The sequence below is a fragment of the Allobosea sp. AK1 genome, assembly GCF_006714945.1.
Taxonomy (GTDB): domain Bacteria; phylum Pseudomonadota; class Alphaproteobacteria; order Rhizobiales; family Beijerinckiaceae; genus Allobosea; species Allobosea robiniae.
Window position 1 is genome coordinate 2251270 of the sequence record NZ_VFMG01000001.1, and the last position, 13139, is coordinate 2264408.

The window sequence follows — 13139 nt, forward strand, 5'->3', positions numbered from 1 at the left end:
TGTTTCAAGGACTGCCGGTCACCGAAACGACCTGGCCTGTGATGAAGTCCGCATAGTCGGAAGCAAGGAACATCACCGTGTAGGCAATGTCCTGCGGTGTCCCCGGACGGCGGCGTGCCGTGTTGGCGATCATGTTTTCCTGCCGCTCGGCCGAGTATGATTGCCACTGCCGCTCATAGTCCGGGCTCGTGCGCTGGAACCCGGGAGCAACGGCGTTGACCGTGATCCCGAATGGCCCGAGCTCCTGCCCGAGCTGGCGCGCCAGCCCGATCTCGCCCGCCTTGGCGGAGGCGTAAGCCTGGATGCCGGTCAGCGAGGTGCGCAGCCCCGCGCCGCTGGCGATCAGCACGATCCGCCCCTTGCCGCGGGCCTTCATGCCGGGGCAAACCGCCTGGGACGACAGGAAGGCGCCGGTCAGATTGACGTCGAGCACGGCGCGCCAGTCAGCCTCTTCGACGTCCTCGAGCGGCTTCGCGCTTTGCCCGAGAACCCCGCCGGCCACATAGACAAGGACGTCAGGCGCTCGCCCGCTGATCCTCTCGGCCTCCGCAACCCAACCGTTGACCGCCGCCTTATCGAGCAGGTCGAGCTGCGTCGGGTGCGCAGGCAGGCCAGCCATCTCTTCCTTGAGCCGGTCGGCCGCGAAAACCTGGGCGCCCCTCGCTGCGAATTCCTCGACGATGCCGCGGCCGATCCCGCGGGCAGCGCCGGCCACGAGCACCGTCTGATTGGCGAACTCGATATTCACGCCGCATCCTCCAGCTGACGAGGCAGGATCTGCGGGTACTGCGCCAGAACATTGACGAAGGCCCGTTCCAAAGCCGCGACCGGATCCCTGTCAGCGGCGCCATCCGCATTCACCGCCGCAAAGAGCTCGTGTTTGACGAAGAAGCGCCACTCGACCGGCAGGGCGAACAACTGCTGCGACAGCCGGTCCCAAACCGCATCCGACCAGATACGCTCGAAGCTCAGCCTCTCGGGGTCGAAGGTCATGCCTTTGATGCGTTCCCGCGGAGCCGACCGCAGGGCCTCGGTGGCGGCCTCGTCGACGACACCGTCCTTGACCACTACGCCATAGGCCCTGGCGCCACCCTCGGTGACCTTGCCCCCGAGGACATCGCCCAGGACGTCCTGAACCGGGCGCTCGAACGGGTCGCCCCAGCCGCCTGCTCCCGCAGCCGAAATGGTCAGCACGTCGCCCGGACCGCAGCGAACCACGTCGGTATTCCCCAGGTCTTCCGGCTTCGTGTTGCCGTTGGCGCGCTGGAATCTGCAGGTCGAGCCTGGCAGTCCGCCTTCGAGCCCCCAGCAGGAGAAACGCACACGGTCGCGGTTCCGGGCGGTCACGACCGAGTTCGGCGTGAACATCTGGAAGGTCATTTGAGCCGCGAGGCCACCGCGATAGCGACCAGGACCACCGGAATCCGGCACGAGCTCATAGCTCCTGACGCGGATCGGCACCTCTGCCTCGGTGATCTCGACCGGTGTGTTCTTCAGGAAGGAGTTCGAACCATCCTGGCCATCCTCGAACGAACTCCCGCCACCGCCGCCGGTGATGGGATTGATCGAGGCCATGGCCAGGCGACCCGTGCGACTGTCCGTGGTGCGCACGTTCAGGATGCCGCCGCCGCCCGCGGGACCGGCAGGCAGGCGATCGGGCATCGCACGCGAGAAGGCACCGATGACCATGCCTTGAATGCGTGCGCAGGTCAGGCTGCGCATGCCCGTGGCCGCCGGGTAGACCGGATTGACGACGGACCCTTCCGGCAGAATGCACTGGACCGGTCGCAGAAGCCCCATGTTGAGGGCGACCGTTCGATCGAGCGAGTAGACGACGTAATTGTAGCCGACGAGCGGCAGGATATGGCGCGGCAGACCGCCGGTCGGCATGTTCAGCGCCGATTGGAGCTGCGGGTCGCTGCCCGTGAAGTCGAAGACCGCTTCGTCGCCTCGCACCTTGACGGACAGTTTCAGGCGGCAGGGAATGCCGCCGGGGCTGTCCTCGTCGATATAGTCGGTGAAATCGTAATCCCCGTCCTGCATCGACGCGAAGAGCTGACGCGCCTGTTTCTCCGCCAGGTCGAGCACGCCATAGGTCGCGGCGCAGACGGTATCGACGCCGAAGCGTGCGACGGCATCGCGGATCTTGCGTTCACCGGTCTTGAGCGAGGCGATCTGGGCTTTCAGGTCGCCCCAGTTCTGATCCGGCATGCGGACGTTGCGCAGCATGATGCGCAACACGCTTTCATTCATCACCCCGGCTTCAACCAGCTTCATGGGTGGAATCCGGATCCCTTCCTGCTGCACCTCCGTGAGCGCGCGGGACAGCGAGGCCGGCACGGCGCCGCCCATATCGGTATTGTGGATATGGCCGACCGCGAAGCAGATCAGCCTGTCTTCATGGAAGACGGGCATCCACAGGTGGATGTCGGGGGCGTGAGTGCAGACGTAGCCGGAATACGGGTCGTTGGTGATGCAGATGTCGCCAGGCTTGTAATCCGCGATGGCGTCGATCGCGCCCTTGTAGTCGAGCCCGATGAACCAGGTCGCGCCGAGGTCCTTCGGGCTGGCGAAGGTTTGCCCGCACGGCGTCGTCAATCCGCTGGTGAAATCCTCCGTCTCCTTGACGAAAGCGGAATGGGCCGTGCGCAGAAGCGTGAACGCCATGCTCTCGGCCGCAGCCTCGAAATGGCTCTTCAGGATCTGCAGCGTTACCGGATCCAGCGCCGCCATCAGATCGCACTCCGCTTCAAGATCAGATTGCCGAAGCCATCGACATGGCCCTCGAAACCGGGCGGAGCCCAGGTCGTCGTATCGTCCTGCAAGATCACGGCCGGACCGGCGAAGGACGAGCCCGGGGACAGGTCGTTCCGATCGAAGAGTCCGGCCTCGACGATGGAGCCCTGATGGGCGATCGGGATCAGCTTCCTGGGCTGGACCTGCTGCTGCGTCACGCGCTGTTCCGCGAAGTGAGGCTTGGGCGTGACGCCAGCAATGACGACGCGGATTGCAACGATCTGCACATCCGCCGCGTCGTCCGAGTGGTCGTAGATTTCGGCGTGGCGCTTGTGGAAGGCAGCGGCGATGGCGCCATGATCGCCATCGACGACCCAGGACTGTTCCAGGGGCGTCTCGATCTCGTAGGACTGGCCGCGGTAGCGCATGTCTGCCGTGATCGACAGCGCGGCCTCGCCTGCATAGCCCTGGCCTTCGAACAGCCAGGCGCGCGCTTCCTTGGTGAGATCGTCCATCGCCCGGCGCAAGCCGTCGGCTGAGTTCGGACCGACATCGAGGAAGACGACGCGCACGAAGTCCGATCGCAGATCGGCCAGAAGGCCTCCCAGCGCGGCCAGAACACCGGGAGTCTGGGGGATGATGACCGACTGCATCCCCATGGCATCGGCCAGCAGGCAGCCGAGCATCGGGCCAGCACCACCGAAGGCCAGCAGCGCGTAGCCGCTCGGCTCTTCGCCAACCTGGGAGAACAGCCGGCTCGTTTCGCGATACATGTTGGCGACGGCCAGCTGGATGATGGCTTCGGCGGCGAGCGCCGACGAGCGGTCGAGGCCCCTGGCGATCGGCTCAAGTGCAGCAAGTGCCTGGGAGCGGTCGACATTGACGGCTCCGTATCCGAGCCCGCCGGCCCCCAGAACGCCGATCGTCGCGAAGGCATCGGTGATCGTCGCTCGTTCGCCGCCTCGGCCGTAACAGGCCGGCCCCGGTGTCGAGCCGGCGCTTTCGGGCCCGACGCGCAGCACCCCCAACGCGTCCACCGACGCAATCGAGCCCCCGCCGGCGCCGATCGAGGACACCGAGACCGTCGGAAGATAGATCGGATACGCCCCGACGAGCTCGCCGGAGCGGAAGTCGGGCATACCGTCCTTCAGGAGGGCGACGTCGGCGCTCGTGCCGCCGATGTCGAGGCTCATGACCCTCGAGAAGCCGGCCAGCTTGGCCGTGAAGCCTGCACCGATCACGCCGGCAGCCGTGCCGGATAGCAGCATCTCGATGCTGCGCACCTTGCCGGCCGCTGCGGTCATGACGCCGCCATTCGACTTGGTGATCATCGGAGCCGGAACGACGCCCCGCTCGATCAGAGCGTCCTCGAGGCGGCCGATATAATGGGACACACGCGGCTGTACCGAGCCGTGGATACAGGCTGTGATGGTCCGCTCGTACTCCCTGACGATCGGCCAGACGTCTGCGGAGCAGAAAACCGGCAGGTCGGGGCGCAGGCGATTGATCTCCGCTTTGACCAATCGCTCGTGAGCCGGGTTCTTGTAGCTGTGAAGCAAGGCGATGACGATCGCTTCGGCGCCTCTTGCTTCTGCCTGCTCGAGCGCCGCGGCGATCGCTGCCGGATCCGGAACGATTTCCGCTACGCCATCGGCGTTGATGCGTTCCAGCAAGGGAACCACCCGGTCTCGCGGAACGAGCGGAACCGGCCGGCGCGAGAACAGGTCGTAGGGATCGGGTATCTTGAGGCGAGCCAATTCGAGCACGTCACGGAAACCCGCGGTGACGATGAGCCCGAGCTTGGCGCCCTTGCCCTGGATGATGCTGTTCACGCCGACAGTCGAACCGTGGGTGAAGTAGCTGACCTGCGAAGGCGCGATGCCGAAGCGCTTCTCGATCTCGTCCAGCCCCTGAAGCACCTCGGCTCCAGGCGCATCGGGGCGAGACAGAACCTTGAGTGTCCGCAGATTCAGCGTCGCCTCGTCCAGCACGCTGAAATCGGTGAAGGTGCCGCCGATATCGACGCCGATGCGATAGCCCATCGCTCAGCTCCGGCTGCTGTCGACTGACGGGGCCGGCGCGCTAAGGCCCGCTTCGGAGGCGCAATACCGGCAGATCTCCTCATGCGTGGCGAACCAGACGGAGCCCTTCGCTTTCGCCGCCCTGATCACCTCGTCCAGAATGAAGATCCGCGAGCGGTGCCCGGTGATGTGCGGATGCATCGTCAGCTGGAAGAGACCGCCTTCCTCCGCGGCGACGTCCAGCTCCCGCAGGAAGATATCGAGCACCATCGGAGGGCCGCTGTGAGGCCTCAGCCCCTTGAAGCGATCCATGCCGAAATAGACGGCATCGTCGCGGATCCACTCGACAGGCAGCTCGACGATCCCGGTCGGCTGCCCCTCGTCGAGAAGCTCGTAGGGCTCGTCGTCCGCCATCAGGGAGGAATCGTAAAGCAACCCCATTTCGCGCACGATCTTCAACGTCCACGGGCTGAAATCCCATGATGCGGTGCGCATCCCTTTCGGCTCGCGCCCGGTCAGCTTCGTCAGGGTGTCGCGGGCACGAAGCGCCAGATCGCGCTCGGTGTCGTAGTCGAGAACCGAGTTCAGCTCGTGGATCCAGCTATGGATCGCGACCTCGTGCCCGGCATCCGCAACCGAACGCGCCTCCCGGTCATGCAGAAGCGCCGCAACGGCCGGCATGAAGAAGCTGGCTGGGACGGAATGCCGGGCGAGCGTCGCCAGGATGCGCGGAATGCCCGATCGATTGCCGTATTGCCCCTGGCTGAGCTTCGAGTAGGAGCGCCCGCCCTCCCGGAGCTCGTTCGTCTCGTGATCGGAGTCGAAGGACAGGGCGACTGCGAAGCGGGCGCCATCCTTCCAGACTCCAGGCTTGAGCGAACGCCCCGCCCGGACATGACTGACGACCTGTCGCCAGGTCTCCTCACTCCATGTCCAGGGCTTGGTATCAGGGGGGAGCGTGACGTTCATGGGGATCACTCAGCGATTGAACTGGAACCCGTCCACCACGATGTCTTGGCCCGTGATGAAGCAAGGGGTCGAAGTTGCGAGGAACGTGACGAGCTCAGCCACATCGTCGGGCTTGCCCATTCGCTTCAGAGCGATGCCGGCATCGGCGATCGCGGGGCCGCGAGCCCGGGTCAGCGTGTTGCCGACTTCCGTCTCGATGATGCCCGGGCACACGGCATTGATCAGGATCTCGGGGCCGAGTTCCTTGGCGAGAGCCCGGGTCATCCCGATGATCCCCGCCTTTGCGGCAGCGTAGGCGAACCGGCTGACGGCAGCCGTCACGCCACCCGAATGCGCGTTCAGCGACGACATCGAGACGATGCGGCCATGACCCTGACGCTGCATGATGGGCGCGACAGCCTGGATGTAATTGAAGCAGCTCTTCAGATTGAGAGCGATCGTGTGGTCGAACTCGGCTTCGGTGATCTCGAAGATGCCCTTCGGCATCCCCTTCCCGGCATTGTTCACAAGGACGTCGACGCGCCCCCATTGGCCGGCGACTTCCGTGACAATACGGTTCGCCTCTTCTTTGAAGATGACGTCCGACTGGAAAGTCAATGCGCGGCGTCCAAGCGCTTTTATCTCTTCAGCAGTGCGAGACAGCTCGTCAGACAGCAGATCAACGAGCGCAATATCCAGCCCAGCTTTTGCAAGAGACAGGGCGCAAGCGCGTCCGATACCTCGCGCGCCACCCGTGACAATCGCCACGGACGCAGCGTTGCTTGAAATCATGGCATGCCCTCTTTCAAGAGTGTTGATTTCCTCTTGATTAAGAGTGAGCCTATCGCCGGCAAATTGGTTCGCCAAGAGAGATTCGGTTCACGTCCATGAACACTGAGGTCAAATCCGCAGCCCGTGTGCTGGACCTGCTGGAGTATCTCGCCGGCTGCTCGGAGCCCGTGAAGCTCAAGGAGATCGTCGCCGCGCTAGGATTTCCGAAGAGCAGCGCTCATGCGCTGGCGCAGACCCTGGTCTCACGCGGGTATGCGATTCAGGACGCAACCGAGCGCTACGTACTCGTCCATGCAAGTCGGCATCAATCGGCATCGCGGGCCCTCGAAGCCCGTCTGCTATCGGCGGCCCATCCGATCATGGAACAGCTTCGCGACGAAACAGGCGAGACCGTCATGCTGGCGGTTTTGACCGTGCGGGGCGACTGTCGACGAATCGCCAAATGCGTGAGCCGGCAGGCTGTGCGCTACGATATCGAACTGGATGGCCTGTCCGATTCCTATTGCTCGGCAACCGGCCGCGTCCTGCTTGCGCATTGGGACCCGGCTCTCACTGACGGGTACTTTGCGAGAGCGCATCTCGTACCCAGGACACCCAAGACAGTGACCGACCCCGGCACGATACGGGGAATGTTCGAGACGATCCGCGCGGAAGGCATTGCCGTCAGCGACGAGGAACACGTCACCGGCTCAACGGGACTTGCCGCGCCGATCTGGGGGAGAGAGGGCAAGGTGATAGCCGCTCTCAACCTTGGTGTTGTGACGCTGCGATACCATGCCCGCGCGAACGAGCTTGCAGAACTTCTCAGGAATGGCGCGCGTCGCATAAGCGAACGGCTCGGCCACAAAAGCGGCCCGAATCCGGCCGTCCTAACGACAGCACCGAGGCCGCCGCGAGCCTTGAGCGACGGTTAGGCTGGGCTGCCAGCGTAGAAACGAGCGGCCCTTCATCCTTGGCTGCCGGAGATGGCGTTCGGCACAGCCGTCTCGCACGTTCCTGGGCCGGGACGTGTTCTCTGCACGCGCATGCGAGCATCTCGCGCCAGCCCGGGCGCGTAAAAAGAAATGCACATTTGCGCTCAGAAAAACAATTTGTTAGTTGAGGCGAAGCCGTGCCGCTGCAGCGCCGGGCTGGCAGGCGGACAGATCCGAAGCCGTCAGCGCCTGGTGCGGTGACGGATTCCGTTCACGGACTTCGAACGCAAGAAGGCTTCCGATGAAGATCATCATACTGCCCGGGGACGGCATCGGGCCCGAGATCATCGAGGCCACGCTGCGGGTTCTGGAGGCGGCCGACCGGGCTTTGTCGCTGGGGCTGGAATTCGAGCCGCACGAGATCGGTCTCGCCAGCCTGAAGGCACAGGGCAGCACCCTGCCCGACGCAGTGATGCAGCGCATCCCGCAGGTCGATGGCGTGATCCTGGGGCCGGTTTCCCACTACGAATACCCCTCGCGGGACCAGGGCGGGATCAATCCGTCGGGCGAGCTTCGCGTCAAGTTCGAGCTCTATTCGAATGTTCGGCCCTGCCGGTCGCGTCCGGAGATGAGCATCCTGCGCAGGCCCATGGATCTCGTCATCATCCGCGAGGCGACGGAAGGCTTCTACTCGGACCGCAATATGTTCGCGGGCTCGGGGGAATTCATGCCCGATCCGGACATGGCGCTCTCGGTCCGCAAGATCACCGCCAGGGCCTGCGAGCGCGTCGCCCGCACTGCGTTTGAGCTGGCGAGCCTCCGCAGAAAGAAGGTCACCGCCGTTCACAAGGCGAATGTGCTCAAGCTCTCGGACGGCCTGTTCCTGCGAGAAGTCCGCAAGGTCGCAGCCGAATATCCCGACATCGAGCTCGAAGAGCTGATCGTCGATGCGACGGCCGCGCTCCTCATCCGGACACCCGATCGTTTCGACGTCATGGTCACCACCAACATGTTCGGAGACATTCTCTCCGACGAGGCATCCGAACTGTCGGGCAGCCTTGGCCTCGGTGGCTCGATCAATGCCGGCGACACGATCTGCGTCGCCCAGGCCCAGCATGGTTCGGCCCCTGACATCGCCGGCCAGGATATCGCCAACCCGACATCGCTCATCCTGTCGGCCGCAATGCTGCTGCAGTGGCGCGGTCAGCGCGACGGAAACCGGAGGCTTCTGGATGCCGCTCGCCTGATCGAGGCGGCGGTCGAACACGCCCTCGACAATCCGGCGACGCGTACGCGGGACATTGGCGGGGCGCTTGGCACAAAGGCCTTCGCCGGCGCCGTGATCGCGGCGATCCCGTCCATGGCCACCCGCGTCGCGGCCCTCTGAGTTCAAACGCGAAAGGAAGAGGCATGCCGACACTAGCCAAGCCGGCCGTTCTGCGGCCGTCCGAAATCCCGGCCCGCCAGCGCGGCGGCGGTGCCAGGACCATTCCCCTGGTCACGCGGCGGACCGGATCCACCAGCTTCATCAACGGCATCACGATCTTCGAGCCGGGTGCCGCGATCCCGATGCACAGGCACAATTGCGAGGAAAGCGTCATGCTCCTCGAAGGCACGGCAATCGCGGAGATCGACGGTGTCGAATATCCGATCCAGGCCGGCGACATCACCTTCATCCCGGCGAATCTTCCGCATCGCTTCCGCAACGTCTCCGACAGCGAAGGCATGAAGATCCTCTGGATCTACGCGTCGATCGATGCGACCCGCACGCTGATCGAAACGGGAGACACCCGCTCCATCGACGAAGAGCACAAGGCCCCGGTCGCGAACTGAGGATGCCGCTCCCACTCGCGGTTCAGCCAAGCCCGGTATTGGCCATTTCATGATAGAAAGCCAAATATACGCCGGAGCGACCCCGCGCGATTTGCCATCGCCGCCATGACCTGCGATCACTCGCGCGTTTCAATGGCGCCGGACATGCCCCATAGCCCTCTCGCTCTTCGCATCGCCAACGACATCATCGCGCGCATCGGCATGGGCGAATTCGGCACGGGCTCGCATCTGGCGACGGAGGTGCTGGCGAAGCGCTTCGAGGTCTCGCGTTCGCCGGTGCGCGAGGCGCTGGCCATCCTCTGCGACCGGGGCGTCATCGAAAACCGCCGGAACCGCGGCTTCTTCGTGCTGCCGACCGCGGGGCGAACAGCCGGAGAGACGGGGCTGGAGCCTGTCGGCCCTTGCGAAAGCGATCCCTATTACGAACTGGCGGAAGACTGGCTCAAGGACCGGATTGGCGCCGATCAGACCGAGCAGGCCATCCGGGATCGCTACAGCCTGACGCGCGCGCAGGCGCAGGACCTCCTGTCTCGCGCCTCTCGCGAAGGCTGGGCCGAGCCGAAGCCCGGCTATGGCTGGAAATTGCGCCAGGTCGCCAAGACGGCCGAGGCTTTCGAAGAAATCTACCGTTTTCGCGCAGTCATCGAACCTGCCGCCCTGCTCGAGCCGAGCTTCCGGTTCGACCGTACAGTCGCCGCATCCCTGCGCCGGACGCAGGAGCTGCTGGCCTCGGGCGACCTCGACGGGCTGGCGCCTGCGGCGATGACGGCGGCCGGCGCCGCGTTCCACGAGGGCATCATCAGGATGTCCGGCAATCCGATGTTCTTCTACGCGCTGGAGCGTGCCAACCAGCTGCGGCGGCTGGCGGAATACCGGCTCAAGGTGGACCCGCAGCGCATTGCCGTGCAGAGCCGCGAGCATCTGGAGATGCTCGATCTCCTCGCCAGGGGCGACAATCTGGAGGCGGCCCATCTGATGCGCCGGCATCTCAGCGGGGCGCTCGCCTCCAAATCGCCGGTCGTGCATCCGCGCTCCAACGACACAGGGCGGACGGCCTAGCCGCATCGACAAGTCCACCGGCATTCCAGGGAAAATCGGTCACGCCAATATTGGTTTTATATATTGATAAAGCCAATATATGCCATTAGGCTCCGCCATGGCGTTCCGGTCTTCTTTCGACCCGGCATTTCAACAAGGCGGGCTCAGGCCCGAACGAGATCGTGACGTTGAACGACAAAGCCCGGTGGGCGGGTTTCGAAGCGGCGGGCGAACGGTTCTACCGCCTCGATGTCGCGTCGTTGCTGGGTGCGGATTTCCGGCGCCTGCCGCATGTCCTGCGGATTCTGTTCGAGAATGCGATGCGCTCGGCCCCCGCGGAAGAGACAGCGCATCTGCCTCAGGCCTTTCGTGACTGGCTCGCTCAGGGTTCAAGTCTCGTCGAGATTCCGTTCCTGCCGAACCGGATCATGATGCATGACACGACCTGCGGCCCGGCGCTGGTCGATATCGCGGCGATGCGCGACGTGCTCGCCGAGAACGGTCGCGATCCCGACCTGCTGATGCCGCGTATTCCCGTCGACGTCTCGACGGACCATTCCTCCGGAGTCGATGTCTTCGCCCGGCCCGATGCCTTCCAGCGCAACCTGGAGAAGGAATTCGCGCGCAATGCCGAACGCTATCGCCTGATGAAATGGGCGGCGGCGGCCATGCCGGGCGTCCGGGTGCACCCGCCGGGATCGGGTATCATGCACACGATCAATCTGGAGCGGCTTTCCAGAGTGGTCGTCAGCGAGACGCATCGCGGCGAACGCCGGGCCTTCCCGGATGCCCTGCTCGGAACCGACAGTCATACGCCGACCGTCAATGGGCTCGGCGTGCTCGGCTGGGGCGTCGGCGGGTTGGAGGCGGAAGGCGCCTTGTTCGGCGTGCCTGTCGTGCTGCGGATTCCCGACGTCATTGGCGTGAAGCTCACCGGCCGGTTGCGCGACGGCGTGCTCGCGACCGACCTTGCGCTGGAAGTGGCCCGTGCGCTGCGCGCCATCGGCGTCACCGGCGATTTCGTCGAGTTCTTCGGGCCGGGCGTGCGGAGCTTGTCGGTCGGCGAACGCGCCGCGATCGCCAATATGGCGCCGGAATACGGGGCATCGACCGGGTATTTCCCGATTGACGACAAGGCGCTGGCCTATCTCGCCCGGATCGGCCGCTCGCCTGAAGACTGCGCGCTGGTCGAGGCCTATGCCAGGGCGAGCGGGCTCTGGTTCGATGCCGGGGCCGAGCCGCGTTTCACGCGGACCATCGCCATCGATCTCGACGCGATCGAAGCCAGCGTCGCCGGGCCGCGGCGCCCGCAGGATCGACTCGCCGCGGGCTCGACCCGTTCAGCCTTCACCCCGGCTCTGCGTCCCGCGCGTAAAGGCGCTTTGCCCGATGGGGCGGTCGTGATCGCGGCGATCACGAGCTGCACCAACACATCCGATGCGAGCATGCTCGCGGCTGCGGGCATCCTCGCCGGCAAGGCCCGGGCACGCGGGTTGTTGCCGCCGGCCCATGTCAAGACCTCGCTGGCACCGGGATCGCCCACCGCCGAACGGTTCCTGCGGCGCGCCGGCCTGCTCGGTGATCTCGAAGGGCTCGGCTTCGGCATCGTCGGCTATGGCTGCACGACCTGCATCGGCAATTCCGGCGCCTTGCTCGATGTCGTCAGGAACGAGCTGGGCCGCGAGGGCTTCCGCCCGGTCGCGGTCCTGTCCGGCAACCGCAATTTCCCGGGTCGTGTCCATCCCGATCTCGAGAACGGTTTTCTGGCCTCGCCCCCGCTGGTCATCGCCTTCGCGCTCGCCGGTACGGTCAACATCGACATCGCGCGGGAGCCGCTCGGCTTCGACCGGGCCGGCAAGCCCGTGATGCTCGGCGAGATCTGGCCGACCGGCGCCGAGATCGACGAGGCCGTCGCTTCCGGCTGGGACGTGGCCGATTTCGACGCGGCCTATCAGGAGGCCGCGACTCGGCCGCTCTGGATCGAGCTCGATGCGCCGAGTGGACCGCAATTCCCGTGGAACCCGGCCTCGACCTATCTGCGCAAGCCGCCCTTCGTCCGCCCGCAAGGGTTGCCGGCGCCGGAAGGGCATGCCCGGCCGCTGATCGTGCTGGGCGACGACGTCACCACCGACCATATTTCGCCGGCCAACCAGATCCGCCCGGACAGCCCCGCCGGGCAGCACATCATCGCCGGCGGTGGCGATCCCGCCGATCTCAACGTCTTCGCCTCGCGGCGCGGTAATTTCGAAGTCATGGTCCGGGGCGCATTCACCAACCGGATGGCGGTCAACCGCCTGCTGCCGGCGGATGCACCGGCCGGCTTCACGCGGCACGAGCCGTCCGGGGAGATCGTGCCGCTGACCGAAGCGGCCGAACGTTATGCAGGCGAGAGCACCCCGCTCGTGCTTGTGGCGGGCGAGCGCTACGGCATGGGCTCCTCGCGGGACTGGGCTGCGAAAGCCGTCGCGCTGCTCGGCGTTCGCGCCGTGATCGCTGCGAGCATCGAGCGCATCCACCGCACCAACCTGATCGGGATGGGCATCCTGCCGCTCTTGCTGCCTGAAGGCGTCGATCCGGGTACCCTCGCCATCGGCTCGGCCGATCTTTTTGCGGTCGATCTTCGCCCGGATCACCTGAGGCCGCGATGTGCGGTCCCGCTGACGCTCATTCGCCCCTCCGGCGAAACCGTCGCAATCGCCCTGCGGGCCGCGATCGAGACCTCGCTCGAGATCACCCTCCTGAAATCGGGCGGGCTGATCCCGCATGTTCTCGGCGGCCTTCTGGAGGGCGCCGGGCTGGCGCGAACCAATATCCGGTGATCCTTCCTGGAGCCCGCGATGCGCGGGAACGCGGTGGC

Annotated in this window: 10 protein-coding genes; 5 read left to right on the forward strand and 5 right to left on the reverse strand. The window is 65.3% G+C overall.

Features of this window, described 5'->3' with window-relative positions:
- Positions 1 to 4: 4 nt before the first annotated feature.
- From FHT98_RS11170 to FHT98_RS11190, 5 genes are read right to left on the reverse strand one after another with little or no spacing between them, the layout of a single operon-like run.
- Positions 5 to 748, reverse strand: a complete 744-nt coding sequence (locus FHT98_RS11170; protein WP_142114064.1) for an SDR family NAD(P)-dependent oxidoreductase — start codon at positions 746 to 748, stop codon at positions 5 to 7.
- Positions 745 to 2733, reverse strand: a complete 1989-nt coding sequence (locus FHT98_RS11175) for a hydantoinase B/oxoprolinase family protein (protein ID WP_142114065.1) — start codon at positions 2731 to 2733, stop codon at positions 745 to 747. Before FHT98_RS11175 ends, FHT98_RS11170 begins: the two co-directional genes overlap by 4 nt.
- Positions 2733 to 4778 (reverse strand): hydantoinase/oxoprolinase family protein, encoded by a 2046-nt coding sequence (locus tag FHT98_RS11180; protein WP_142114066.1) that lies wholly within the window; start codon positions 4776 to 4778, stop codon positions 2733 to 2735. The genes FHT98_RS11175 and FHT98_RS11180 overlap by 1 nt, the downstream gene beginning before the upstream one ends.
- A 3-nt stretch (positions 4779 to 4781) precedes the next feature.
- A complete protein-coding gene (locus FHT98_RS11185; protein ID WP_142114067.1) occupies positions 4782 to 5726 on the reverse strand; it encodes a polysaccharide deacetylase family protein in 945 nt (314 codons plus the stop codon).
- A 9-nt stretch (positions 5727 to 5735) separates the two neighbouring features.
- Complete coding sequence (locus tag FHT98_RS11190; protein WP_061965801.1) at positions 5736 to 6497, reverse strand: SDR family NAD(P)-dependent oxidoreductase; 762 nt, start codon at positions 6495 to 6497, stop codon at positions 5736 to 5738.
- Between the two features lie 95 nt (positions 6498 to 6592).
- Between FHT98_RS11190 and FHT98_RS11195 the strand changes: the two genes are divergently transcribed.
- The 5 genes from FHT98_RS11195 to acnA all read left to right on the forward strand — a co-directional run bounded on the left by FHT98_RS11195 (position 6593) and on the right by acnA (position 13101).
- Positions 6593 to 7411: an IclR family transcriptional regulator gene (locus FHT98_RS11195; protein ID WP_142114068.1), complete on the forward strand. Its 819-nt coding sequence runs from the start codon at positions 6593 to 6595 to the stop codon at positions 7409 to 7411.
- Between the two features lie 301 nt (positions 7412 to 7712).
- Positions 7713 to 8798 carry an isocitrate/isopropylmalate dehydrogenase family protein gene (locus tag FHT98_RS11200; protein ID WP_142114069.1) on the forward strand — a complete coding sequence of 362 codons (1086 nt, stop codon included), beginning with the start codon at positions 7713 to 7715 and terminating at the stop codon, positions 8796 to 8798.
- Positions 8799 to 8821: 23 nt separating this feature from the next.
- Positions 8822 to 9244, forward strand: coding sequence for a cupin domain-containing protein (locus FHT98_RS11205; protein WP_142114070.1), 423 nt, complete (start codon positions 8822 to 8824; stop codon positions 9242 to 9244).
- Between the two features lie 144 nt (positions 9245 to 9388).
- Positions 9389 to 10303: a GntR family transcriptional regulator gene (locus tag FHT98_RS11210; protein WP_142114071.1), complete on the forward strand. Its 915-nt coding sequence runs from the start codon at positions 9389 to 9391 to the stop codon at positions 10301 to 10303.
- Between the two features lie 167 nt (positions 10304 to 10470).
- A complete protein-coding gene (gene acnA, locus FHT98_RS11215) occupies positions 10471 to 13101 on the forward strand; it encodes an aconitate hydratase AcnA (RefSeq protein ID WP_142114072.1) in 2631 nt (876 codons plus the stop codon).
- The last annotated feature ends 38 nt before the right edge of the window (positions 13102 to 13139 follow it).

Coding starts and splice junctions, on each gene's coding strand:
- FHT98_RS11185 (WP_142114067.1), bottom strand. CDS start 5,726: ATGAACGTCACGCTCCCCCCTGATACCAAGCCCTGGACATGGAGTGAG.
- FHT98_RS11190 (WP_061965801.1), bottom strand. CDS start 6,497: ATGATTTCAAGCAACGCTGCGTCCGTGGCGATTGTCACGGGTGGCGCG.
- FHT98_RS11180 (WP_142114066.1), bottom strand. CDS start 4,778: ATGGGCTATCGCATCGGCGTCGATATCGGCGGCACCTTCACCGATTTC.
- FHT98_RS11210 (WP_142114071.1), top strand. CDS start 9,389: ATGCCCCATAGCCCTCTCGCTCTTCGCATCGCCAACGACATCATCGCG.
- FHT98_RS11175 (WP_142114065.1), bottom strand. CDS start 2,733: ATGGCGGCGCTGGATCCGGTAACGCTGCAGATCCTGAAGAGCCATTTC.
- FHT98_RS11200 (WP_142114069.1), top strand. CDS start 7,713: ATGAAGATCATCATACTGCCCGGGGACGGCATCGGGCCCGAGATCATC.
- FHT98_RS11195 (WP_142114068.1), top strand. CDS start 6,593: ATGAACACTGAGGTCAAATCCGCAGCCCGTGTGCTGGACCTGCTGGAG.
- FHT98_RS11205 (WP_142114070.1), top strand. CDS start 8,822: ATGCCGACACTAGCCAAGCCGGCCGTTCTGCGGCCGTCCGAAATCCCG.